Genomic DNA, 24,164 nt, shown 5'->3' with positions numbered 1-24,164 from the left:
AACCAGACGAGCCAAACTCTTTACTTGTTTAAGCAACTCTTGGTTCCCAAAACCCTGACGACGGACAGCCAAGAACGCCGCCGTGAAATACATCAACTGTAACTTCGCCACTGGTAGCTGTGTTAACCAGCTCGGCAAACTTGTCCATCGCAGCCGTGTTCGGGTGGCCGTCGTTGTGAATGTTCCAAGCGCGCCAGTTTTCAGCGGATGCAGACGTTGCAATTAGCGCCGCAGCTGTTGCAGCAGCAAAAAGCGATTTCGTAAAAGTCATGGGTTCTCCTCCCCCGTTATCATGGGCAGCATCAGGCACTTGTGTTGCATAGGGAGGTCGAGAGCTATGACACTTCCCACTTCCTCCCAGAGCCGGAATCACTGCTCCGCCCATAGGGAGACTAGTATCCAAGTTAAGTCAATAGCCGGTGTCTAGTATGCAAGTTGGCTTGACAGGAGCGGTGACACGGCATTTGATACGTCGAGGACAGGTTTTGGTTGAATGGAAAAATGATCAGATTTATTAACATTCAATTTCAATCTCTTAGAGATGAGACCGCAACCTGAGAGCTGAACAAGAAATGAGGGCTGGAGCGAGAATCCGTGGAAGATATTGTAAGACGAACCACAACCGATGCGGTCTACGAAACATTGCATAGTGAGATTGTTTCGCTCGAAATCCTTCCCGGCACAAAGCTGTCCGAGACGGAAGTGGCCCGCCGTTTTGGTGTCTCTCGCCAACCAGTCCGCAACGCTTTCACCAAGCTCGGCAACGAAGATCTTCTTGTCATCCGCCCTCAAAAAGCCACCGAAGTGCGCGGTTTTTCGATGGAACGCGTGGCGCTTGCAAGATTGGTTCGAATGGCAGTTGAATTGGAGGTCGTGCACCGCGCAGTTCAGGTTTGGGATGCGTCGTGTGAAGAGGAACTGGCAGAGAACCTTGAACTTCAGGAGAAGGCTCTCAGTGACGGCAACTTGGCTGCTTTTCACACGTTGGACTATGACTTTCACAAATTGATCTACGTGCTTGGGGGCAATCCCTTGGCATTCGAAGTGATGTTGGAATGCAAGCAGAAGGTAGATCGGCTCTGCTTGCTTAGTCTCGAGAAACACAGCGAAGCAGAATCGATCCTTTCGGATCATCGTGAAATCGCGGAAGGGATGGCATCAGGCAATCTTGAACGTGCCCAATGTTCGATCAGAAATCATTTGTCACGCCTTGATGAGACAATCGACTTCATCCACAAGACGCACCCCGACTATTTCGAGTAGACGTTGGGCCACAAAGTAGCTGCACCTAGGCCGTTCCCCGTTCCGGGCGGTTATTGTCGATATTGAACTTCATGCCGTCCAAAAGCTCTTCGAGATCAGGTCGGGCAGCCGGTCCGTTTGAGATATCAACAAGCATCAAGGTTCCATCGGGACGGATGCCAAATGCACCGGGCTCTGCGAACAAACCTGTCGTTTCCACCTCCGAAAGAGGTGAAGACACATAAAGGCCAAGCGATCGCATTTGCGCTTCCGTCATTCCGTAGCAGAGATCAAATTCCCACCCGAACTCTTCTTTGTCAGCAGCGGCTTTCGTTTCGATATCAGCAGACACGACAACCACATCCAGCACATCCAACCAATTCTGCAACGCCGCATTCAGTTTGTTGAGGAAACGTTTGCAACGGGGGCAGTGCTTACCACGATAGACAAATAGCATCGTCCAACGATCTTTTGGCTGGCCAATCGCAATTGCCCCGGCGCGACCAACAATTGAAAACCTCGTTTCTTCAACTTTCGCACCAACATTAGGTTTGGCTGTAGTCACTAAAATCCCCTTAGAATCTGGCGAGCCGAGACTTAGGCGCGTTCGCAATCTCCATTCCTTCGCATGTGATTGCCCAAATTAAAACAGTGATCTCAAGAATTTTTGGTGCTACTCGGGATGCCAACTTCCATAGCTGTTTTCGCCGCAGTTGCGAAGCACGTAAAGCAGACGTCGATACATCTCCGATTATGTGGCCAGCTTGACGCAGGGTGTAGGTTAATACCCAGAGACTAATCCACAACATGTTGTAAAGACAACGATGTTTGGATCGGAGGTAACCTACCCCTGTGTAGCGTCGTTCGATCATGCGACGTCACCCACACTTGCCTCTGCGCCCTTTGCAATCAATCGACGGTAGGCGGCCAGGACACCTTCTCGGATAATGGGATCGACACTCGATCCGAAGACTTCGCTCACCGAAAGCAAGGCGTCGACAGCTTCATCCGGACCCTCAGCGCCATTTGAGAGATTCCGCAGACGGACAGAAAGAGGGTCTCGGACGTCAATCGGATTGCCGTTTTCATCCGTGCCGCCCACATAGCGCATCCATGCCGCCACCGCGAGGAAGAGGCCGTCACACGGGCGATTTGCCGTCAAGTTGTCCGCAACCGCTCCCAGGATGCGTTGCGGGAGTTTCTGGCTTCCATCCATGGCGATTTGCCAGGTTCTGTGTCGGATGGCCGGATTGGAGTACCGCGCGAACAGATCGTCCGCGTAGCGTTCCAGATCGACACCTTCGGGTGGCTCGAGCGTTGGAATAATTTCGCGCGACCAGATAGAGCGAATGAATTTCCCAAACAGGGGATTTGCCGCAGTGTCCGCAATGGTCTCGTGTCCCGCAAGATATCCCAGGTATGCAAGCGCTGAATGCGTTCCGTTCAGCATGCGGATCTTCATGAGTTCAAACGGCGCGACATCCCGAACTATCTGAACGCCGTCGACTTTCTCGAAAGCTGGGCGTGCATTGTCAACAAAGCTGTCCTCAATCACCCATTGCAGAAACGGCTCATGGAATACCGGCGCTTCATCGACGGTATTTGTATCATCAGCGAGTCCCCCGATGTTCTCTGGCGTGGTAGCAGGCACGATCCGATCGACCATCGTGGAGGGAAAGCGCACCTCGTCTTCAATCCAAGCGGCCAAGCCGGGATCAATCATCCGGGCCAGACCGATGACAACCTTCCGAGTGACGCAGCCGTTGTTCGGCAGGTTGTCGCAACTCAGAACCGTGAAAGGACGCAGACCAGCCTGCTTTCGCATCTCAAGTGCGCGAACGATGAAGCCGATCGCGCTGCGGGGTACATGGCTTTGGATGTCGTGCAGAACATCAGGGTGATCGGAATCCATAGCTCCCGCGCCGGGGACATAGCAATAGCCCTTCTCAGTCACCGTCAGGGAAACGATACGGGTCGTCGGATCCGCCATTCGTAAAAGAAGAAGATCATGCGCTTCTGGTGCGAAGATAACTTCGCTTAGCACGTTCAATATTCGCCCGTGCTGTCCCGTCGGCGCCATTTCAACAGCCGTGTACACAAAATCCTGTACCTCAAGACGATCCCGGATATCTGGAGATCTGAGACTGGCACCAATGATGCCCCAGTCACCTCCGTCAGCACCGACCGCGTCCTCGACGACGGGGGCCACAAACGACCGGGAGAATGCGCCCAATCCGAGATGAACAATGCCGGGTTTTGGAGCGAGCCTCTGGCGCGCGATGCGCGGCTTTTCAATCACAAGCGATATGCCTTTTTCGCAAGCCCAAACGCAAGTTCCCCGGCAAGGTCGTGCGCCTCTCCCTCGGTTAACTGGCCGGCAAGAACCAATCTGGCCAAGTAAGCGCAATCTACCCGGCGCGCCATGTCGTGCCGTGAGGGGATCGAGCAAAACGCGCGTGTGTCGTCATTGAAACCCACCGTGTTATAGAAACCAGCCGTCTCAGTCGTCAGCTCCCGAAACCGCATCATTCCTGCGGGGCTGTCGAAAAACCACCAGGGCGGCCCAAGTTTCAAAGCGGGATACACCCCGGCAAGAGGGGCCAGCTCTCGCGACAACGTCGACTCGTCCAGCATGAAGACAATGATCGTCAATCGTGGGTCTGTGCCGACAGCCTCCAGCAAAGGACGAAGCGCGCCGACAAAGTCTGTGCGCGTGGGTATATCAAAACCCGTGTCTCGACCGAAGCGCGCCATAAAGGTGCTTGAATGGTTTCGAAAGGACCCCGGGTGAATTTGCATCACTAGACCGTCTTCCAAGCTCATCCGCGCCATCTCGGTCAGCATGTGACCTCTAAAAGCGTCCGCTTCCTCAGCAGAGCATTTGCCAGACAAGGCCTTAGAAAAAAGCGCCGCAGCGTCCACTTGCGGCAAGTTCTCCGTCCGCGCCGATCGATGCCCGTGATCGGTGGATGTTGCCCCCATATACTTAAAGAATCCGCGTCGATTGCGATGCGCCGCAAGATAGCCGTCCCAAGTACTGGTGTTTTCACCGGATAACTCGCCCAATACAGCGACATTGTCGGCAAATCCTTCGAATTCCGGATCAATGACGTTATCAGGGCGGTAAGCTGTAATAACTCGCCCCGACCAACCCGACGCGTTTATCTTCTGGTGCCAGGACAGCGGATCGATCGCACTTTCTGTTGTGCTGAGGGTTTCGATACCGAACCGACCGAAAAGCTGCCGTGGTCGAAATTCATCGCTCGTGAGGCATTCCGAGATATGGTCGTAGAATTCATCCGCCGTTTCAGGTCCGAATGGCTTTGCTAGGTTGAAGACATACTCGAAGCTATGATCGATCCACATTTTGGATGGAGTTGCGCGAAGCAAGTAGAAATTTTCTGCGAAAAGGCGCCAGATTTTTCGTCCGTCGGTTTCTGTTGGACCGCCGTCGATCCGCGGCACACCAAGGGCCTCTAGCGGGATGCCCTGGGAAAAAACATCCGAAAAACGTAGTGGTCTGGCATTACAAAAAGTTGCGCTGGGTCCGGAAAGTGATCGTTCTCCGCAAACCATCTGGGGTCCGTATGTCCATGTGGACTGATGATTGGCAGGTCGTACACGGCTCGGTATAGCTCTCGAGCAACTTTTCTTGTCGAGGGCTCAGACGGAAATAGTCGGTCCGGATCAAGTGCCATTTGAAATGTCCGTCTTCAGAGATTGTGGTCTTCTGGGTAGCCTGAACTGAGAGAGTTTCGGGCTCATCTTGGTTGTTTGATTATGCGGCTGTTTTGCGGTGAAGCAAGCGGCGTGTTTCCATGGTTTTCTGTTTGATCCTTTCTTGTTGTTTCAGAATAGCTTGTGATGTAGCGGCTGTAGTCGTCCAGGATTGTGCTGAGAAAGAGACAGCCCCAGCCGATGACTTTCAGATAGGTGAAGTCGGTCTGCCAGTGTTGGCTCGATCTGGTTGTCTTGTCCCTGATTTCATCGGCTGCGTTCTAAACCGTCGACTACCTCGACCCGATGGGCAACGCCGTTAACGCATGGAGAAAGAGCTTTGTGAACAGAGCCAATCCTACCCGCGTTTATCGCTGGCCCGCAAACGACTCATTGTGACAGGCGTGACCCCCAAGAAAGACGCAATCAACGTATGGGTAAAGATGTCTTCAAAGCCGGGGAATGCTTCGCGAAACCATGTGAGCCGCTCGGCTCCACCAAGAGCGGCGAGACACCATTCTCGATCCACCTTCCGGCTTAACGCTTCCCGCAGGACAGCATTGGCCCAATTGCGCACAGGTTCAGATGCAATCATCCGTTTTGAAAGCAGATCACTGTCGATCCTGGCAAGCAAGGCATCGGTCGTTGCAGCGATGGACACGAGCGACACACCGCCGCGCGTTCGTGCAATATTTGGCGTGACAACACAGGGACCCACATAGAATCCGACGCAAACTTCTTTACCGTCTTGGTCACAAATACTGCTCGCCAAGCAACCTTCCAAGACAATGTATTCACCCGCCTCGGGCTGTTCTTGTCGCGTCAGGTGCGCCCCCTTGTTCAACCGCTTTTGCTTCCAGTCAGCTGCAAAAGCGTCCGCGTTAGCAATGTCTGACAAGTCAGGCGACTGCATCAAAAACGTTCGTAAATCCATCATGGCGTGACTTATCAAATGATAATGCGGGTGACTTCGTCTGAGGGCATTTGTGGCACAGTTGTCTGAAGTCAGCGCCTATGGGTCCAATTAGGTTAATTTGATAAGAGAGTTTTGTTGGCTCATCGTAACCACTGAGGAGTGGGACATGAGACAGACAACTGGAACTCGCAGGAGCCCCGGCGAGAAGATCGTCAAAGAGATCAAGCGCGCGACGCGCAAACAGTATTCGTCAGAAGAGAAGATCCGGATCGTGCTGGATGGCTTGCGTGGCGAAGACAGCATTGCTGAGTTGTGCCGTCGTGAGGGAATATCTCAAGGTATCTACTACAAATGGTCCAAGGACTTCATGGAAGCTGGCAAACGGCGGCTTGCTGGAGATACGGCGCGTGCGGCTACGACCGACGAAGTCAAGGACCTGCGCCGCGAAGCCCGAGACCTGAAGGAGGTCGTTGCCGAGCAAACACTGGAACTGCGTCTTCTCAAAAAAAGCATGACCGGCGGTGGGGGCGACCAAGAATGAGGTATGCTGCATCTGAGAAGTTGGAGATCATCCGGCTTGTTGAGGGGTCGCATTTGTCTGCTCGTCGAACATTGGCAAAGCTGGGCATCCCCCGCACCACATTTTACCGTTGGTATGATCGGTATCGGCAGCGCGGCGACGCTGGCCTTGTGGATCAAGCGCCTAAGCCCAGACATGTCTGGAACCGCATCCCCGACGAAGTCCGGCGCAAGGTCGTCAAGCTGGCGCTGCAGGAGACGGAGCTGTCGCCGCGCGAACTGGCAGTGACGTTCACGGATCGGGAGCGCTACTTCGTCTCGGAATCTTCAGTCTATCGGGCCCTGAAGGCCCACGATCTGATCACCAGCCCGGCCTTTATCGTGCTCAAGGCGGCAAACGAGTTCAAAGACAAGACCACTGCGATCAACCAGCTTTGGCAAACCGACTTCACCTATCTCAAAGTGCTTGGCTGGGGCTGGTTCTATCTCAGCACAATCCTGGACGACTACAGCCGCTACATCATCTCGTGGAAACTCTGCACGAACATGCGGGCAGAGGACGTGACGGACACCCTGGATTTGGCGCTACAAGCATCAGGGTGCGATCAGGTTCACGTCATCCACAAACCCCGCCTCCTCAGCGACAACGGGTCCAGTTACGTCTCTGGCGATCTGGCTGAATGGCTGCAGGACAAAGGCATGAAGCATTCTCGGGGCGCACCATATCATCCCCAGACACAGGGCAAGATCGAGAGGTGGCATCAAACCCTGAAGAACCGCATCCTATTGGAGAACTACTTCCTTCCGGGAGACCTCGAAACCCAGATCGAAGCCTTCGTCGATCACTACAATCACAAGCGCTACCACGAGAGCCTGAACAACGTCACACCCGCCGACGTCTACTTCGGGCGTGACAAAGCCATTCTAAGACAACGGGAAAGGATCAAACGAAAGACGCTCGAAGCGCGGCGCTTGCATCACAGACAGCGCGCCGCATAATAACATCAACCAGACGAGCCAAACTCTTTACTTGTTTAAGCAACTCTTGGTTCCCAAAACCCTGACGACGGACACAGACGCGAGCTTGCCGAAATGTCCGACGGTCTTTAGACGGGCTGGAGACAGATTAAACCGAGCAGACGGCACAAGGCGGCCATTGACCACCTTGTCAGCAACACTTGGAAATTGTCCCAAGGGCATGGATTCAGGCCGGAGCGAGGTATGCGTCCAGTTTTTCCACAAGATCTTCGGGCACTTCTGGGATTTTGGCAAGCAATTCGCCGCTTGCGCCACTCGAAGCTTGCCAATCGCCTTCCCAACGAAGAGGGCGCTGACCGAACCGGCGTCCTTTCACGGTCACTTCGGTCTTATACTCGTAAGACTCGATCTCATCGGGAGAGGCGTACCAAACCCTATATTGACGCATGTCTCTTTCAGTTTCCCCGGTGATGGTATAGGTTTTTTCGCCGAATCTCGGGGTCCGTACGCGGATCAGCACAGAGACCTGTTTGTCTTCCGAGCCGATAGGCATGTCGATCTTGATCGGACTGATTATTAGTTCACCACTCGACTTCGCGCGCACCTCGATCATGTGATCATCGGTTGTATATTCCTCGGTCACTTCATTGGTTGCGATGTCGGGGCTTTCCTTAAACTGGATCGTCTTTCGAACATGGATCGTTTCCGCCTCATCATCACTCTGATCGTGGCGGGTGAAATCGAAGGCGTAGATCTTGTCCTTTGCGGCCTTGTTCCAGATCGCGCCTTCCGCCATGTCAGACCATGTGTCGTCATTGAGGTCATCTTTAGCGCGTGCCGTAGGATGCCAGTCGAGCGACCCCTGGCTATTCGGATAGCCCACCTGAACCTTCAATTGATTGATGGGGTCACCGGTGCCGTCGTCGGCTTGCCAATTGGCATTGGCGGTGGCAATAACGTGGATTTTTGTGAAGGCTTCTTCCATGAAAACCTCGGAGAAGTAGCGGTCGAACGCGTCCTGGTTGCTTGATGTTTCATCGAAGAGGCCTTCCATTTGACTGGAAAGCATTTCCGACCGAGTCACTTGCTCGTTGATTTCTTTTTCGTAAGTGAAAGTGCCTTCAAAGATATCTTTACGAGAGTTGATGCCGACGCTGAGTCCGACCCAGAAGTTCTTTCTAAACGCCCTCACCATTTTGCCAGCGACATCGGGCGCTTTGGCCGATTCTGCTTCTATCGATGAGCCTGCCTCCTTGAGTTTGGCCTCTACCAGCGCATAAATTTTGTCTGCCACAGCGTCGGCCGCCTTTTCAATGTCTGCCTTGCGCTCGGCATTGGTCATCCCAGCACCGAAGTCGATCTTTACAGTAACGGCACCCGACTCGATCAAGCTGTTGACTTCGCGCTGCGTGTCGAAGCGGAACCATGACACCCCGCCCTCGGCACCAGCGCTGAAATGATCTCGGACTTTTTCCCAATCACCTTCGATCTTGATCTTTGTCACTAACTGCCACACGTCGTAATGGATGCTATTTTCCATCGCAATCTGCGACGTACCGCTCTGTGCGGATGCCCACAACAACGTCGCCGGACGACGGCCCATCATCGTCGTAAAGGCATTCGCACCTAGAACATTTAGCGCTCCACTACCGGCGCCTTGAACTTCGAAGGCCCAAGCGTCGGGATTGTCACTGCTCGTCCCTTCCGGACTTTCTGGCGAATTCTCGAAGGAAATGCTGTGCAGAACGGTGTTGTTGGCTTTCAGCGGCACAGGTCCCACAAGAACGGGAGGTCGCGCGCCGCCGCCTGGGCGCCACATATAATGGTCAATAGATTGCGCTGGCAGCATCTCCTTTAGTGCTTCAAAGGCTTTGTCAACGACCCCGTCAGGCGGAGCCAATGTGGCAGTGAAACTCAATGCGCCTCCAGCCAACTCTGAGAAACCGCTTTCACCGATATTCATGCTGGGGTCCATGATTCCAGAGAATTTCTGGAGGTGAAAAATGAAATGACCATCGCCTTCCCTCGCCAATCGAGGTCGCGAAGGGAGAAAATAGAAATGCATGGGTCGGCCTGCGGCGCGTAATTCGGGATTGTTCTTGTCAGGTAAAAATACGATCGAATGGCGACCACCACGTTCGTCCTCAACAACCGGTGCCAGGACTTGACCAACGTAAACCGGCCCCACGGCGCGAACTTTCTGATCAAGTTTCTTGTGAAGCAATGTGAATGCCATTCGGGCTACCTCCTATACGTGGTCGCCGGCGGCTAGGCCGGACAATAAAATCTACTTTGAATACGAGCAACAATGCAAAGCCTCGTAGCCGATTGCAACAGATCTGTAGAGATCCGAAAAAAATTTGAAAGCGGATGCTCGCGACTGTCCGTCGTCAGAGTTTTCCGGAAAGAGCGGGCTGTTTGATAGGGGGGGGCTCTGGTTCGGTTTCTGTTTGAGTTTAGGCGGCAGCGGATTGGTGCAGCAAGCGACGTTTCTGGATTGTCTGTTTCTTGATCTCCTCTCTCATTTTTAGGGTTTTCGTTCCCCGGCCGTGATAGACATCGGTGGGTGTTAGCTTGTTCAAGCTTTCGTGATAGCGGTTGTGGCACGTGCCTGCACGTCAAAGTGACAACCAGCTCCAATGGCCGCTTACGCGTGACATCATCGGAGCACTCGCGCCTGTAGCGAATGACCGGATTCCGCCCATTGTGTTGAAAAACTCCATTTTTTGAGGAATTGTCAAATTTTTTGACTATACAGAGCCGGTGACTAGACTTGGCGAGGGGATCGGCCAAAATCGATGTTTGGCACTGATCGGCCATCCTGTTGGCTCTGCTTCCCTATTCGGCCCGACTTCCCAAGATCACGCGGTTTTGGCGGAAAATTCCTATTTCCGGATTCCCGAGTTTTTCAACACAATCCGCCCGAAGTTACCTAACACATCACTCCGACAGACTGGCCAATTTGGGTTCATTCCCGCCTTGCCGTCTCGCGGAAACGCACGAGAGTTTCACGGGTACCCATGGTGTGCTTTTCAGTCTCCCCCTTGATTTGTAAGCTCCAAAAACCTTTCCAGGAACTTCTGCCTTGCCTCTTCCGGCCGGAAGCCACCCTACCCTTCCGACAATACCAGCCAGAACTCATTCAAGAACACGCCATCGGTCGCCACGATCTCCGCAATGTAGCTGTGCTCAGCTTTAACCACCAGCGCCACGTCCTCCCAGTCCATCAGCGTCGCCTCACCGGTTCTCCGGCAAATTAACCAGACCGTCTTTGCCATTCTGTCAGGCCCACGATTGTCAAAAACCCCAAGAAAACACGGGCGGAATGCGCAAACAATTATCTGCAGGCTGCACGCATCTCGGCGACACGGCTCGCCCCCGGGAGACGGTATCGGCACTGGACAGCATGGACCCACACAGACGCCGCTCCAGCGTCTCCTGACCCCATCTCTCGGCCGCGGAGGCTATGCGCTGTAGGCCGCATCCAGCACCGCCAATGCCTCAGCACCGCCGCGCACGGCCTGCGTGTAGTGACCCAATGTTACGGCCGGATTGGCGTGGCCAGCGAGCTTGGCGACGAGACCAACTTCGACACCCTGCGCCTGCAGCGTTGAGACAAAGCTGTGTCTTGCTGAATGGTGCGTGACATAACGAATGCCCGCAGCTTTGAACGCTGGCTTCCAGTATCGCTTCAGGAAGTTGGAATAGAGAAGCGGCCCCCCTCCCCCAATACGCGGCAAAGGCCATTGCCTGGGAACACCGGGGCCAGGGAAAACTCGATATAGCTCGCCATCGGCCCGGGGGCAATTGAGCCGCCACTCAAGCAGCATGGCACGCAGCGTGGGCGAGATCGGGATATCACGTTCCCCGGCCTCGGTTTTTGTTTGATCAGTTGTGGTCCCGTCTCGCTCAAGCACCCGGCGGATGGTGATGGTGTTACGGTCGAGATCAACATCCTCCCACAACAGGCCCAATTGTTCGGAGACCCGCACGCCGGTTAGAAACGGAAACGCAACGAAAATACCGCGTTCCTTGTCGATGCGTGTGTAGGTAAGCAGTTGCGCCACTTCCTCTGGGTTCAGGATGTCCTTCTTGGGCTTGGATTTTCGCTTGGCAAGGTTGGTGGGAAAGGAACATATGCGAACCCCAAAATCTTCTTCAGCCAGAGCCAAAATACCCTTGAGCATGGATATGACACGATTTGCAGTGTGTGCTCCCACTTCGTTGCGGACCTGATTGTGCCAACGGCGCAATTGTGCGGTGGTGAGTTCGCTGACCTTGAACGGTCCCAACATCTGCAAAAGTTTCGTATCCCGGTACGGCTTCTCGCCGGTCAGAGCATGGTGGACGCGTTCTTGCGGTGTGCCCTGTAGGATCGGTCCAACGATGATCTTGAGGAGTGGTCGGTAGCCCGCGATCGTTTGGCGCTTTACCATACCACGTTTCACCTCGATCCAATGTTCAACCACCTCCGCCACAGTGGGGTTAGTATTGGGATTGAAGTAGCGTTCGCCTGTAATCTCGTTGAGGACCCGCTCTCGATGGGTCTCGGCCTCAGCCTTGGATGCAAATGAAAGGCGACGGCGCTGTCCGGTTTCCGGGCAGTTGAAATTGACGGTCCAGCGTTTCTGGGTGACACGACTACCAGCGGCATTGATCCGGCGGCGCGTCCAACGATTTATTGTGACCTTCAGTTCAGACATGCCTTAGCCCTCCAATTTAAAAAAATCGGAAGGAAAACACGGGCAGAAACGCCGGACAATTTTTCGGATACCGCCAAGAATTGCGACGCGGTGACACAATGCGAACCAAAAACTCGGCTAACGATATCGGCGAATATTCTAAATAGCACCGAGAACTAATCGGAACGGGTTTGAGGGGCGTCTCGACACCAGTCGGCGCCACCACATTCTTCATATTGGACCGACAAGAGGTCAGGGTTTCACGACACCTAAGACATTCCATTACTTCTTGGGTACGAGGAACGGAACAATCTTAAATAGGTATATATATGGGGAGTCGTCAGGGGGGAGTGGGTGCCCCCTACCATCCTCCACCCTGTATCCTCCCAGGGGTATGTCGGGCCTCCGTACCGTCCCATCGTACCCATCAGAATTCCCCCTCATGGACTCGCACTTCGTCTGAAATGATCGACAGTGGCAAGATTAGACCACGGTGTTTGCCACTCAGACGGCGAAATCGCATCGGATTCTTTGGTTTGAACGCGCCCGGAAATTGGCCTAGCGCCCTCTGCCAAGAGCCATTCGCCCAAGGGGTATTTGCGAAGATTTGGTTGATCGGTGGGGCACCATTCTTGAGTGCAACGCCCGCGTTTTCACCGTGGTTGCGAACACAAATTTGCATTCCCTCGACGATAACTTCGCAGTCCGGAATGGTATTGCTTTTAGCTGCGGTTCTAAGGCGGTCGAGTTCTTTCTCGAGCCAATAACCGAGTGGCCGTTCCAGATGCTCCGTCCCTCGAATAGTATGTGCAAGCAAGTGATCGAGAGCTTCTCGCGCATTATCGCGTTGCTGCTCTTCATGGTGCGTTTGCAGCGTTGGACTATATCTTTGGACCAATTCATCCGCTTCAGCGTCGTTTGGCACGTGCCTATTCAACGCAACAAATAAACCGGCCAGAAGCGTCGCATAGGTTTGAGTTTGACGGCTGTCAAATCTCACCATAGCGGTCTTGAACACTGGAATGGCGTCAAGAACGTTCTGCACTTGATCGACTGCAAAAGCACACCAGGAAGGGCCTTGTTTCGCAAAATGCAGTGTTTCTCGCTGGATCAGTTTCGCGATTTCCGGATCGCTGTCATGGGCTGCCAATTCCATTAGGCTGTCCGTCGTCAGGGTTTTGGGAACCAAGAGTTGCTTAAACAAGTAAAGAGTTTGGCTCGTCTGGTTGATGTTATTATGCGGCGCGCTGTCTGTGATGCAAGCGCCGCGCTTCGAGCGTCTTTCGTTTGATCCTTTCCCGTTGTCTTAGAATGGCTTTGTCACGCCCGAAGTAGACGTCGGCGGGTGTGACGTTGTTCAGGCTCTCGTGGTAGCGCTTGTGATTGTAGTGATCGACGAAGGCTTCGATCTGGGTTTCGAGGTCTCCCGGAAGGAAGTAGTTCTCCAATAGGATGCGGTTCTTCAGGGTTTGATGCCACCTCTCGATCTTGCCCTGTGTCTGGGGATGATATGGTGCGCCCCGAGAATGCTTCATGCCTTTGTCCTGCAGCCATTCAGCCAGATCGCCAGAGACGTAACTGGACCCGTTGTCGCTGAGGAGGCGGGGTTTGTGGATGACGTGAACCTGATCGCACCCTGATGCTTGTAGCGCCAAATCCAGGGTGTCCGTCACGTCCTCTGCCCGCATGTTCGTGCAGAGTTTCCACGAGATGATGTAGCGGCTGTAGTCGTCCAGGATTGTGCTGAGATAGAACCAGCCCCAGCCAAGCACTTTGAGATAGGTGAAGTCGGTTTGCCAAAGCTGGTTGATCGCAGTGGTCTTGTCTTTGAACTCGTTTGCCGCCTTGAGCACGATAAAGGCCGGGCTGGTGATCAGATCGTGGGCCTTCAGGGCCCGATAGACTGAAGATTCCGAGACGAAGTAGCGCTCCCGATCCGTGAACGTCACTGCCAGTTCGCGCGGCGACAGCTCCGTCTCCTGCAGCGCCAGCTTGACGACCTTGCGCCGGACTTCGTCGGGGATGCGGTTCCAGACATGTCTGGGCTTAGGCGCTTGATCCACAAGGCCAGCGTCGCCGCGCTGCCGATACCGATCATACCAACGGTAAAATGTGGTGCGGGGGATGCCCAGCTTTGCCAATGTTCGACGAGCAGACAAATGCGACCCCTCAACAAGCCGGATGATCTCCAACTTCTCAGATGCAGCATACCTCATTCTTGGTCGCCCCCACCGCCGGTCATGCTTTTTTTGAGAAGACGCAGTTCCAGTGTTTGCTCGGCAACGACCTCCTTCAGGTCTCGGGCTTCGCGGCGCAGGTCCTTGACTTCGTCGGTCGTAGCCGCACGCGCCGTATCTCCAGCAAGCCGCCGTTTGCCAGCTTCCATGAAGTCCTTGGACCATTTGTAGTAGATACCTTGAGATATTCCCTCACGACGGCACAACTCAGCAATGCTGTCTTCGCCACGCAAGCCATCCAGCACGATCCGGATCTTCTCTTCTGACGAATACTGTTTGCGCGTCGCGCGCTTGATCTCTTTGACGATCTTCTCGCCGGGGCTCCTGCGAGTTCCAGTTGTCTGTCTCATGTCCCACTCCTCAGTGGTTACGATGAGCCAACAACTCTCTCTTATCAAATTAACCTAATTGGACCCATAGGCGCTGACTTCAGACACCTTACGGGTCAAGGCATAGGGGTCGGGCAAAACCAGATTGTCACCGAAACGTTCGTTAACATCGTTAAAGAATTGATCGACAGGTCCATCAATGCCGACCAACGGAAATTTGTAAGTGGCCGGAATTTTAAAGGATTTCGCCTTTTGATATGAATTAGCTGTCACTGTGCCAGTTTCTTGAACTTCTGCGAAGATCTGATCAAGGTTTGCTTCTGCATTCTCCCATCTCGCATCGCCCATAGAAACCGGCTCTTCAACACAGATTACGCCATATCCGTTCTTGTCCACGCACCCCATGTAATTACAGAAGTTTGTAATTCGCGACGAGGCGTGTTCCGGATCATAGTCAACGACATAATAGGGCTTTGCCACGCTATCGGCTGGAACGACAAAGCAATGAAATATCTCAGGCAGGATGTGGGTTTTCTCAGCTATCGTGGCCTGACCGGTCAAAATCCGCTGGCTCTCGCGGATATCAACACCGAAATAAAGAGTGTCGAATCCAGCCTCGAAGCCATCACCTGCCGCAACTTTCTTTTTGGCATCAAACTTGTTGAGCACTGTATCAGTAAAGACTGTCACGCCTTCGCGTTCCAGCGCCTTTTCCAATGCGACGCGAACAGTTTCCAAACTGCTGCCCCGAGGATATAGATTTGCCCTTTCTTCAGGTACCGACGCTTTGCTCGCCGCCAAAATTCCGTCCAGCAATGGAGCTTTCTTTAATTCTACGGATGTTTCCTGATCAAAGAGTTTCTTCCGCCCAAGAAACGAGACGTAGGACGCCGCTTTGGGAGCGACTTCATCTGCCGGACGCCCGATGAATTTCTTCGCCAGCTTGGCAAGATGAGGATAGAGAACGGGACCGCCATCAAATGCCAATAGGTCATCAAGAGAATTGAAATTGGCCGGATTATCGCCCTGCCCTAGGCGAGTTCGCAGAAGCGATTGAAAGGCATCATATGCAACTTCGTTGCCCAACGCCCGCCAGTCGGGAATGGCAAAATCACAATTGAGTTCGCCATTTGTGTAGGACCCGTATTCAAAACCGATCTCCATCAGAACGTCCGGGCCGATCATTTCGTTCATCAGTTCGACATCCGCGGGTTGGAAGTTGTCAAAAAATTGCGGTCCTTTGTCGATCCAATAGCCATCCCAATTTATGGGAGACATGAAGCCCCCAATTTTTGGAGCACCTTCGACAAGTGCCGTTTTTCGACCCTGTTTGGCGTAACCCCAGGCAGCCGCGACCGAACGAAATCCGCCTCCCATCACCAAAACATCGAACTTATCCATCAAACACCGCCTCTATGATCCAGCTGGAGTGGTTGTAGTTCGCCACGACATCTCTGTCGCAAACATACCTCAAATGCTGAATCGCGTATCCATCGAAGATCGTGCGCACATCCTGCTCTGTGAAAAATGCCGTGCGGCCCAACGGTTTGAAAACACCCCCAGAGAAATTGTTCCAGCTTCCGTCACCAACATCGACGCCAAGTTCACGACCAGAGTTGTCCCAGGCAAAACCCTGCCAAAACATTTTTGCGCCCGGAGCCAGACAGGGTTTCAGGTTTTGGTAGAAATTTTTTACAATTGGCCTGGTGCTGTGAGTGGTGCTGCACCTGTCCACCACAAAGTCGAATTCCTTTGTGTGGTTGGAAAAATCTTCAAATCCAATGTGCTTAAAAATTATGTTGGCATTTTGGTGCTGTTCTTGGGCGGCTATAATTGCGGATTTACTGAAATCGATGCCAAGCACCTCGCACCCATTCTCCGCCAAGAATGCCGAATGCACGCCCGAACCGCAGCCAACGTCCAATGCCACCTGAGGGCATGAGGAGTCGGAGCGACGATTTCGAAAATAGAAGGAGACGACCTCGGCAAAGGGGTAGCGGCTCAATTGCTCACCCCGCGCGTAAATATCTTCCCACATGCTTTGCTTCATTGGCTGCCCAGCCTGCAATTTGTTTTGCAAATTACGCTCTTTGATCGACCCTATTTGATAAAGGAATGTCGCCAGTTCGCAAGGTTACCGAGGCTACAAACATCTTAGACGATATCTGGCGGGATCAGGATTTCAAAATGCCCGGTAGTTGAAGACCCTGCTCACGGGCGCATTCCAAGGCAATTTCATAACCGGCATCGGCATGTCGCATAACACCAGTCGCCGGGTCATTCCAAAGCACATTGGCCAAGCGACGATCTGCATCCGCGGAGCCGTCGCAACAAATGACCATACCTGAGTGCTGACTGAATCCCATGCCCACACCACCGCCATGATGCAGTGATACCCATGTCGCGCCGCTTGCGACGTTCAGCATTGCGTTCAAGAGAGGCCAGTCACTCACAGCATCCGAGCCGTCTTTCATTGCCTCAGTTTCGCGATTGGGTGAGGCGACTGAACCGCTATCCAGGTGATCGCGACCAATAACAACTGGTGCACTCAATTCACCGGTTCGGACCATCTCATTAAAGGCCAGTCCCAATTTGTGCCGCTGCCCCAAACCAACCCAACAGATGCGCGCAGACAGCCCCTGAAATGAGATGCGTTCGCGTGCCATGTCCAACCAATTGTGCAAGTGAGGATCGTCGATCAGCTCTTTTACTTTGGCATCGGTCTTATAGATGTCTTCGGGATCACCCGACAAAGCACACCAGCGGAATGGGCCAATGCCGCGACAAAAAAGCGGGCGGATGTAAGCTGGAACAAAGCCGGGAAAATCGAAGGCGTTTTCTAAACCTTCCTCGAGGGCCATTTGTCGGATGTTGTTGCCATAGTCCAACGTTGGAACGCCATCGTCCCAGAAGTCGAGCATTGCCTTAACCTGAAGTTTCATCGAAGCGCGCGCCGCAACTTCGACCGATTTTGGGTCCGAGTCCTGTTTCGAACGCCATTCTGCAACCGTCCATCCGATTGGCAGATAGCCATGTATCGGATCATGCGCACTGGTTTGGTCAGTTACTATGTCAGGTCTAATGCCCCGCTTAACCAGTTCAGGGAAAACCTCGGCAGCGTTTCCTATCAGCGCAACAGATTTGGCTTCGTTCGCGCTGGTCCATTTGTCAATCAACGCCAACGCTTTGTCCAAATCATCTGTCTTTTCATCGACATACCGCGTTCGAAGGCGGAAATCGGCTCGCGCTTCATCGCATTCAACGGCCAAACAGCACGCACCGGCCATCGCGGCAGCAAGCGGCTGAGCCCCGCCCATTCCGCCCAGGCCACCTGTTAAAATCCACCGTCCAGCCAGATTGCCGTCATAATGTTGTCGACCGGCTTCGACGAACGTTTCGTATGTGCCTTGGACTATTCCCTGAGTGCCAATGTATATCCAGGACCCGGCAGTCATCTGGCCATACATTGCCAGTCCACGCTTATCGAGTTCGTTAAAATGATCCCAAGTTGCCCAATGTGGAACGAGGTTCGAATTTGCAATCAGCACGCGCGGGGCATCCGTGTGAGTGCGAAATACCCCAACAGGTTTGCCCGACTGCACCAACAAAGTCTGGTCATCATCCAGAGATTTCAGACTGGAGACGATCGCATCGAAGTCCTGCCATGTCCGGGCTGCACGACCAATGCCCCCATAGACAACAAGCTCGTGCGGATTCTCTGCGACATCCGGGTGCAGATTATTCATCAGCATCCTCATTGGAGCCTCGGTCAGCCAGCTTTTTGCTGATATCTCGGTTCCAGTTGGGGGAAATACGTCGCGAGAGTTGTGACGAATATCTGTCATTTCAATATTCCGAGTTTGGAGGCCAAGTCGGCCAATTGTTGCAATACAAGTTGAAAGATCGGACGCAGACTTTGCGCCTTTACGGGATCAAACTCCCAGGGCGCGGCCTCGGTCGCGAGGTATGTGGATTGTGACAATTCCATTTGGATCGCATGGATATTTTTAGCCGGGTGCCCATAGTGGCGCGTTGTCCATCCCCCTTTAAATCGACCGTTCAAGGTCGAAGTGTAACTCGTTGCCATGGTTAAAGATTCGACGACATGAGTTTCCAATTCGGGCGCGCATGTCGTCGTCCCGTCCGTACCCACATTAAAATCTGGTAGGGTTCCATCAAATAGGAACGGGATTTCGGAGCGGATCGAGTGGCAGTCGTAAAGGATCGCGATACCATGACGCCCGGCAGCTCTTTGAATCTCTGAGTTGAGGGCATTGTGATACGCTTGATGATAATTTGAGAGTCTGCTTTTGACTTCCGCATCATCTGGTTGCTTTGACCAGATTTTCACCCCATCAAAATCGGTCAATGGCACCAACGTGGTCGTATTTTGGCCTGGGTAAAGGCTGGCTCCATTTGGATCGCGGTTTGCGTCAATCACATATCGATGAAATGTCGCGCGGACTGTCGTCGCGCCAGGCAAGAGCCCATCGTACAGACGGTCAATGTGCCAATCGGTATCTGCCAGCCTTCGTCCGTTGGCATTGAGACTCTTGAAGATTTCGTCAGGCACGTAAGTGCCGGTATGGGGCATGCCCAAAACAATGGGGCCGTCGCCACGCTGTACTTCGACAGGCGTCATTCCGAGCGCCCCCTTACAAATTTTGGCAAGTCCACATTGGTTGTCAGGCTACCTTCACCAATCAATGCCGCGGCACTTTCGATCGAAGGCGCGAGGTAGCGATCTTCGACAACTGTCGGCACAGACTGCCGTAGCTGTGCAACGACGGACTGAAGTGCTGGGCTGGTTTTCAAAGGCGCACGGAATTCAATGCCCTGCGCACCGCACATCGCCTCGACACCGAGTATTACGTTCAGGTTTTGTTCATTTTGATCAGGCGGCGTGCCGCGTGTGCCGCCATACTGACATGATCCTCTTGATTTGCAGAAGTCGGTGTGCTGTCCGTGGTGCACGGGTTCGCGAGATGCTTGTTTTCGCTCATCAAAGCCGCCGTCGTCACCTCAGCAATCATCAAACCGGAGTTCAATCCCGGCTCTGGTGTCAGAAAAGGCGGCAAATCAAAACTGAGCGTCGGGTCAACCATAAGTGCAACGCGCCGCTGCGCTATTGCACCGATTTCTGCGATGGCCAGCGCAATCTGATCGGCAGCAAAACCCACCGGCTCAGCATGGAAATTCCCGCCTGAAACAATTGTTCCGGTCTCTACATCTACCAGTGGATTATCGGTTACTGCATTTGCTTCTATTTCCAGTGTACGCCCGGCAAACTGCAACAAGTCCATTGCCGCACCGGTCACTTGAGGCTGGCACCGGATGCAATATGGATCCTGGACACGGGTATCACCTTCACGGTGGCTTTCACGGATTTCAGAGCCGAGCATCAGGGCGCGTTGTGCGCTGGCACATTCGATCTGACCCCGGTGACCGCGAAGTGCATGGACGATAGCCTGTAAAGGGGCTGTCGACCCCATGATCGCATCTGTCGAAAGCGCCGCAGTTACAATACTTGCGGATGCATTCTCCCAGGCCCCCATAGCCCGGCAAGAGCGCATGCCGTCGAGAATTGAGTTCCATTGATTAACGCCAGCCCCTCTTTCGGGCCAAGTTCGACAGGCGACAACCCTGCCCTTTCGATGGCCGCAGCTCCGGGCAAACGCTCGCCTTCAAAACGCGCTTCGCCCTCGCCGATCATAACCGCCGCTACGTGGGCCAGCGGAGCCAAATCGCCAGATGCTCCAACCGAGCCCTGAGATGGAATGACGGGAAGAACACCGTTTTCCAACATGCTTTCCAGAAGCGTCACTGTTTCGAGCGAAACACCGGACGCACCCCGACCAACTGAGAGCAATTTAAGAACCAGAATCAATCGGGTCGTAGCTGCATCCAATGGCTCTCCGACGCCGCAACAATGCGAGAGAACCAAGTTTCGCTGCAGTCTGGCTGTGTAATTTGCCGCTATTTTGACGCTGGCGAGCTTCCCAAATCCTGTATTCACCCCATAAACTGCTGTTTCGCCTAATGCAGCTTCGGCAACGAGGTCGGCCGCAGCTTTGATGGCAGGTCTGGCGGATGGGTCGAGTTTAGCAGCCAGACCGTCTCTCCAAATCAGCCGAAGCTGTTCCAGACTCGCGGTTCCTGGTGTCAATACAACGCTCATTCTTCACCACCAAAGAGGCGAGAAATCAGGGGGTTAAACCCAATCCTATATGATAGTTCAGCAGGATGATCGGCATCCCAAACACATAAATCCGCTCGCATTCCGGGAACGACACGGCCACGATCCGCTAGACCCAGCGCCTTGGCCGCATTCGTCGTCACACCAAGCAAAGCCTCAACAGGTGTTAAGCCAAACAACGTACATCCCATATTCATGGCCAATAACAGCGAGGTCAGCGGCGAGGAGCCAGGATTACAATCGGTTGCCAACGCTATCGACACTTTGTTTTCCCGAAATGACTGGATGGGTGGCACTTGAGTTTCGCGCAATGTGTAAAATGCACCGGGCAACAGTACAGCCACAGTCTCAGATTTCGCTAGCGCCGCTGCGTCATCCGGCAACGCATACTCCACGTGGTCCACAGAGAGAGCTTTGTATCGCGCCGCCAATCTTGTGCCGCCGGAATGTGTCAGCTGTTCTGCATGCAATTTTATCGGCAGACCAAATTCGCCAGCGGCATCGAATACGCGTGAAATCTGCGAGGGATTGAATGCTATGCCTTCGCAAAACCCATCAACGGCGTCGACCAATCCCTCGGCGTGTGCCTGGCGAAGTGCCGGGATGCAAATGTCGTCAATATATGAGTCTGCGTTGCCGGTGTACTCGGGTGGAATGGCATGTGCCCCAAGAAAACTTGTACAGACCTCGATGGGTCGCAATTCGGCGATCTTACGGGCGACCCGCAGCATCTTAAGTTCAGTGTCGATATCCAGCCCATAGCCGGACTTTATTTCCAGCGTCGTGACGCCTTCCGCAATCATGGCATCCACTCGAGTGAGCGCACTTTCCAATAGTGACGCATCATCAGCCTTGCGCGTTGCTTGGACCGTAGAATTGATGCCGCCGCCGTTTCTAGCAATTTCGCTGTAGCTGGCTCCTTTCAGGCGCATCTCGAATTCCAGGGCGCGGTTTCCCCCGAAAATGATGTGGCTGTGACAGTCAATAAGACTCGGTGTTACCAGTCGCCCACTCAGGCTTTTCGCTGGCAAGTCGCTATAGTGTTCTGGCAATTCATCTGCCGGTCCAACCCATTGGATTTTCTGTCGCTCAACGACAATGGTTCCAGCATCGATCAAGTCGTAGTCCCGGCCCGTTGAAAGCGTGGCGATTTTTGCGTTTGTCAGAAGCACCTGCGCGACTCACTTGCTTTTTGTCTGCATTTATTATCTTTATGTCTGCACATAATAATCTGTCAAGTGAGACGACATGAAGAGAATATGGGCTCATAAAGCCTTGTTGCCGCATGGATGGGCAGAGAATGTCTTAGTTTCTGTGGGTCATGATGGCCGCATTGCAGATATCGCGTCGAGCACACCAATTCAGGGACATAGTTGCGGTATTCTGTTGCCTGCGCCTGTCAATGTTCACTCGCATTCCTTTCAGCGTGCGATGGCAGGATTGACCGAACAACGAGGCCCCAAAGCCTCGGACAATTTCTGGACATGGCGAAAGTTAATGTTCCGATTTCTTGAGCGCCTAACGCCAGAACACGTCGAAGCTATTGCGGCCTTCGTTCAAATGGAAATGCTTGAGGCGGGCTACACTACGAACGCAGAGTTTCACTATCTGCACCACCATCCGGATGGCACCCCCTATGACGACATCGCCGAGATGGCTAACCGCATCGCAGCAGCGAGCCTACAAAGCGGCATAGGACTTTGCCTATTGCCGGTTCACTATGAATTCGGGGGTTGCGATGGTCGTCCGTTGAGTGCGGGCCAGAAACGTTTTGGAAATACATTCGACCAGTTCCAAGACTTACAGAATGCCGCCATTACGGCCTTTTCGGAGTTGCCTGACGACGGCACCTATGGAGTCGCGCCTCATTCTTTGCGCGCGGTTGGAAGCGATACTCTTAAAGCCTATGGAAATGCATTTCCGAATGGACCCATCCATATGCATCTGGCCGAACAGCGACAGGAAGTTGATGAAGTTTTAAGTTTGTGGAACGCGCGGCCGGTCGAGTGGGCTTTGGAAAATATGGAACTGCAAGATCGGTGGTGCCTGATCCATTGCACACAAATGACAGCGAAAGAGACACAGCGACTGGCTGCGACCGGTGCTGTTGGCGGTCTATGTCCAATCACAGAAAGCAGTCTGGGCGATGGTATTTTCGATGGCGTCCGCTGGTTGGATGCAGGAGGAAAAATTGCGATTGGGTCCGACAGCAACATTCGCATTTCGCTTAGCGAGGAATTGCGCACGTTGGAGTATTCTCAGCGATTGCGCGACGGCACACGCGCCGCTTTGGCATCGCCTGAATTGTCGACTGGTCGCAGGATCTTTGACGCGATCATAGACGGCGGCGTGCAAGCAACAAATCGGACGTCCGGGGCTCTGCGTGTTGGGAATTGGGCGGACTTGCTTAGCCTCGATCACTTGTCCATCAATTTGGCTGAACGCAAAGGAGATGCCGTGTTGGATGCTTGGATTTTTGCAGGTGATGACCGGCTGGTAACCGATGTCTGGTCCGCCGGACGGCATCTTGTTCATGACGGTCAACATATCCGTCGAGACTCAATCGTCGGCCGGTACCGAAAGGTCATCACTGAATTGAAAGACGCGCTATGAATAAGGTTGGATTCCGCAATTGGCGGGACGTTCGCGAAGAAGTTCTACGGCGCATTCATTCGAGAGAATGGCCCCCTGGACAGCTCATTCCCAACGAAACACATCTCGCGGAGGAATTCGGATGCGCCCGTGCGACTGTGAACAGGGCCCTTAGGGCAGTAGCCGAAGCCGGTCTGATAGACCGGAAACGCAAGGCAGGTACCCGAGTCGCCAAACAGCCAACAGCCAAAGCGACCCTAAAAATAGCCGTCATTCGGCAGGACATTGAAGAGCGGGGTATGAAATACGGCTATAGTCTTTTGAATTGCGAACTTCGTAGACCTGACAGCACGATTAGAGCGGTGTTGCGCACCCATGCCGACGATGATGTGCTGCAACTTAGTGCGCTGCATCTGGCTGACGACCAGCCATATGCACTGGAAGAAAGATGGATCAACTTAAGGTCTGCCCCGGATGCAAATGCAGAGACTTTCGTTGAAATCAGTGCGAACGAATGGTTGTTGGCCAATATTCCATTCACTTCCGGGGAAATCGGTTTCTTTGCGACCAATGCAAGCCGTACTGACGCAGAAAGTCTTGGATGCGAGCCGGGAACGGCATTGTTCGCGCTGGACCGCCTGACCTTTGATGGCGACAAAGTCGTCACAAAAGTGCGCATTACCTTTGCACCAGGTTATCGACTGCGCGCAGAAATTTGATACTGATCGGCCTGTTCATTTCCGAGGACATGGATTG

General features: G+C 53.5%; 17 protein-coding genes and 4 pseudogenes. 4 read left to right on the top strand and 17 right to left on the bottom strand.

The features are described 5' to 3' along the window. Window positions 1-67: 67 nt before the first annotated feature. Window positions 68-271 (bottom strand): annotated as a pseudogene (locus GKR98_16715) (TRAP transporter substrate-binding protein). A 323-nt stretch (window positions 272-594) separates the two neighbouring features. Here GKR98_16715 and GKR98_16710 point away from each other — a divergent pair. Then, complete coding sequence (locus tag GKR98_16710; protein ID QMU59674.1) at window positions 595-1,263, top strand: FCD domain-containing protein; 669 nt, start codon at window positions 595-597, stop codon at window positions 1,261-1,263. Window positions 1,264-1,288: 25 nt separating this feature from the next. Here GKR98_16710 and GKR98_16705 read toward each other — a convergent pair whose 3' ends face one another. The 5 genes and pseudogenes from GKR98_16705 to GKR98_16685 form a co-directional block, all read right to left on the bottom strand. Beyond that, window positions 1,289-1,699: a redoxin domain-containing protein gene (locus tag GKR98_16705; protein QMU60148.1), complete on the bottom strand. Its 411-nt coding sequence runs from the start codon at window positions 1,697-1,699 to the stop codon at window positions 1,289-1,291. 411 nt (window positions 1,700-2,110) lie between these two features. After that, window positions 2,111-3,541 (bottom strand): mannitol dehydrogenase family protein, encoded by a 1,431-nt coding sequence (locus GKR98_16700; GenBank protein ID QMU59673.1) that lies wholly within the window; start codon window positions 3,539-3,541, stop codon window positions 2,111-2,113. Then, window positions 3,538-4,940: pseudogene (gene uxaC / locus GKR98_16695) on the bottom strand (glucuronate isomerase). Before uxaC ends, GKR98_16700 begins: the two are co-directional and overlap by 4 nt. A gap of 156 nt (window positions 4,941-5,096) precedes the next feature. After that, window positions 5,097-5,237: pseudogene (locus GKR98_16690) on the bottom strand (DDE-type integrase/transposase/recombinase). 80 nt (window positions 5,238-5,317) lie between these two features. Beyond that, window positions 5,318-5,872, bottom strand: a complete 555-nt coding sequence (locus tag GKR98_16685; GenBank protein ID QMU59672.1) for a hypothetical protein — start codon at window positions 5,870-5,872, stop codon at window positions 5,318-5,320. 169 nt (window positions 5,873-6,041) lie between these two features. Between GKR98_16685 and GKR98_16680 the strand changes: the two genes are divergently transcribed. After that, window positions 6,042-7,393, top strand: a protein-coding gene (locus GKR98_16680; protein ID QMU59671.1) for an IS3 family transposase whose coding sequence is annotated in 2 segments (ribosomal slippage) — window positions 6,042-6,377 and window positions 6,380-7,393 — 1,350 coding nt in all. Because the reading frame shifts where the segments join, the coding sequence is not laid out codon by codon here. A gap of 205 nt (window positions 7,394-7,598) precedes the next feature. On the opposite strand, the gene GKR98_16675 is transcribed toward GKR98_16680, so the two are convergent. From GKR98_16675 to GKR98_16625, 11 genes and pseudogenes are all read right to left on the bottom strand, one after another. Beyond that, window positions 7,599-9,608, bottom strand: coding sequence for a hypothetical protein (locus GKR98_16675; protein QMU59670.1), 2,010 nt, complete (start codon window positions 9,606-9,608; stop codon window positions 7,599-7,601). An 874-nt stretch (window positions 9,609-10,482) separates the two neighbouring features. Further along, window positions 10,483-10,650, bottom strand: a complete 168-nt coding sequence (locus GKR98_16670) for a hypothetical protein (protein ID QMU59669.1) — start codon at window positions 10,648-10,650, stop codon at window positions 10,483-10,485. A gap of 186 nt (window positions 10,651-10,836) precedes the next feature. Beyond that, entirely contained in the window at window positions 10,837-12,075 is a 1,239-nt protein-coding gene (locus tag GKR98_16665; GenBank protein ID QMU59668.1) for a tyrosine-type recombinase/integrase, read from the bottom strand. A gap of 406 nt (window positions 12,076-12,481) precedes the next feature. After that, window positions 12,482-13,210, bottom strand: coding sequence for a hypothetical protein (locus tag GKR98_16660; GenBank protein ID QMU59667.1), 729 nt, complete (start codon window positions 13,208-13,210; stop codon window positions 12,482-12,484). Between the two features lie 79 nt (window positions 13,211-13,289). Further along, window positions 13,290-14,641, bottom strand: a protein-coding gene (locus GKR98_16655; GenBank protein ID QMU59666.1) for an IS3 family transposase whose coding sequence is annotated in 2 segments (ribosomal slippage) — window positions 13,290-14,305 and window positions 14,305-14,641 — 1,353 coding nt in all. Because the reading frame shifts where the segments join, the coding sequence is not laid out codon by codon here. Window positions 14,642-14,695: 54 nt separating this feature from the next. After that, window positions 14,696-16,021, bottom strand: a complete 1,326-nt coding sequence (locus GKR98_16650; protein ID QMU59665.1) for an FAD-dependent oxidoreductase — start codon at window positions 16,019-16,021, stop codon at window positions 14,696-14,698. After that, window positions 16,014-16,670 carry a methyltransferase domain-containing protein gene (locus GKR98_16645; GenBank protein QMU59664.1) on the bottom strand — a complete coding sequence of 219 codons (657 nt, stop codon included), beginning with the start codon at window positions 16,668-16,670 and terminating at the stop codon, window positions 16,014-16,016. Before GKR98_16645 ends, GKR98_16650 begins: the two co-directional genes overlap by 8 nt. A gap of 124 nt (window positions 16,671-16,794) precedes the next feature. Further along, window positions 16,795-18,465, bottom strand: coding sequence for a urocanate hydratase (locus tag GKR98_16640; GenBank protein ID QMU59663.1), 1,671 nt, complete (start codon window positions 18,463-18,465; stop codon window positions 16,795-16,797). Next, window positions 18,462-19,262 (bottom strand): N-formylglutamate deformylase, encoded by an 801-nt coding sequence (gene hutG / locus GKR98_16635; protein ID QMU59662.1) that lies wholly within the window; start codon window positions 19,260-19,262, stop codon window positions 18,462-18,464. Before hutG ends, GKR98_16640 begins: the two co-directional genes overlap by 4 nt. Then, a pseudogene (hutH, locus tag GKR98_16630) lies at window positions 19,259-20,798 on the bottom strand (histidine ammonia-lyase). Before hutH ends, hutG begins: the two are co-directional and overlap by 4 nt. Beyond that, the gene (locus GKR98_16625) at window positions 20,795-21,988 is read right to left on the bottom strand and encodes an imidazolonepropionase (protein QMU59661.1); all 1,194 of its coding nucleotides are present in this window, start codon (window positions 21,986-21,988) and stop codon (window positions 20,795-20,797) included. Before GKR98_16625 ends, hutH begins: the two are co-directional and overlap by 4 nt. A gap of 76 nt (window positions 21,989-22,064) precedes the next feature. Between GKR98_16625 and GKR98_16620 the strand changes: the two genes are divergently transcribed. Beyond that, window positions 22,065-23,429 carry a formimidoylglutamate deiminase gene (locus tag GKR98_16620; GenBank protein QMU59660.1) on the top strand — a complete coding sequence of 455 codons (1,365 nt, stop codon included), beginning with the start codon at window positions 22,065-22,067 and terminating at the stop codon, window positions 23,427-23,429. After that, window positions 23,426-24,127, top strand: coding sequence for a UTRA domain-containing protein (locus GKR98_16615; GenBank protein ID QMU59659.1), 702 nt, complete (start codon window positions 23,426-23,428; stop codon window positions 24,125-24,127). Before GKR98_16620 ends, GKR98_16615 begins: the two co-directional genes overlap by 4 nt. Window positions 24,128-24,164 lie beyond the last annotated feature (37 nt).

The sequence above is a fragment of the Boseongicola sp. genome, from assembly GCA_014075275.1.
GTDB lineage: Bacteria > Pseudomonadota > Alphaproteobacteria > Rhodobacterales > Rhodobacteraceae.
The sequence above is the reverse complement of the archived record's forward strand: the minus strand, read 5'-3'. Positions and strand labels throughout refer to the sequence as shown.

Coding starts and splice junctions, on each gene's coding strand:
- GKR98_16670 (QMU59669.1), bottom strand. CDS start 10,650: ATGGCAAAGACGGTCTGGTTAATTTGCCGGAGAACCGGTGAGGCGACG.
- hutG (QMU59662.1), bottom strand. CDS start 19,262: ATGACGCCTGTCGAAGTACAGCGTGGCGACGGCCCCATTGTTTTGGGC.
- GKR98_16660 (QMU59667.1), bottom strand. CDS start 13,210: ATGGAATTGGCAGCCCATGACAGCGATCCGGAAATCGCGAAACTGATC.
- GKR98_16685 (QMU59672.1), bottom strand. CDS start 5,872: ATGCAGTCGCCTGACTTGTCAGACATTGCTAACGCGGACGCTTTTGCA.
- GKR98_16615 (QMU59659.1), top strand. CDS start 23,426: ATGAATAAGGTTGGATTCCGCAATTGGCGGGACGTTCGCGAAGAAGTT.
- GKR98_16705 (QMU60148.1), bottom strand. CDS start 1,699: ATGCTATTTGTCTATCGTGGTAAGCACTGCCCCCGTTGCAAACGTTTC.
- GKR98_16620 (QMU59660.1), top strand. CDS start 22,065: ATGAAGAGAATATGGGCTCATAAAGCCTTGTTGCCGCATGGATGGGCA.
- GKR98_16675 (QMU59670.1), bottom strand. CDS start 9,608: ATGGCATTCACATTGCTTCACAAGAAACTTGATCAGAAAGTTCGCGCC.
- GKR98_16645 (QMU59664.1), bottom strand. CDS start 16,670: ATGAAGCAAAGCATGTGGGAAGATATTTACGCGCGGGGTGAGCAATTG.
- GKR98_16650 (QMU59665.1), bottom strand. CDS start 16,021: ATGGATAAGTTCGATGTTTTGGTGATGGGAGGCGGATTTCGTTCGGTC.
- GKR98_16640 (QMU59663.1), bottom strand. CDS start 18,465: ATGACAGATATTCGTCACAACTCTCGCGACGTATTTCCCCCAACTGGA.
- GKR98_16665 (QMU59668.1), bottom strand. CDS start 12,075: ATGTCTGAACTGAAGGTCACAATAAATCGTTGGACGCGCCGCCGGATC.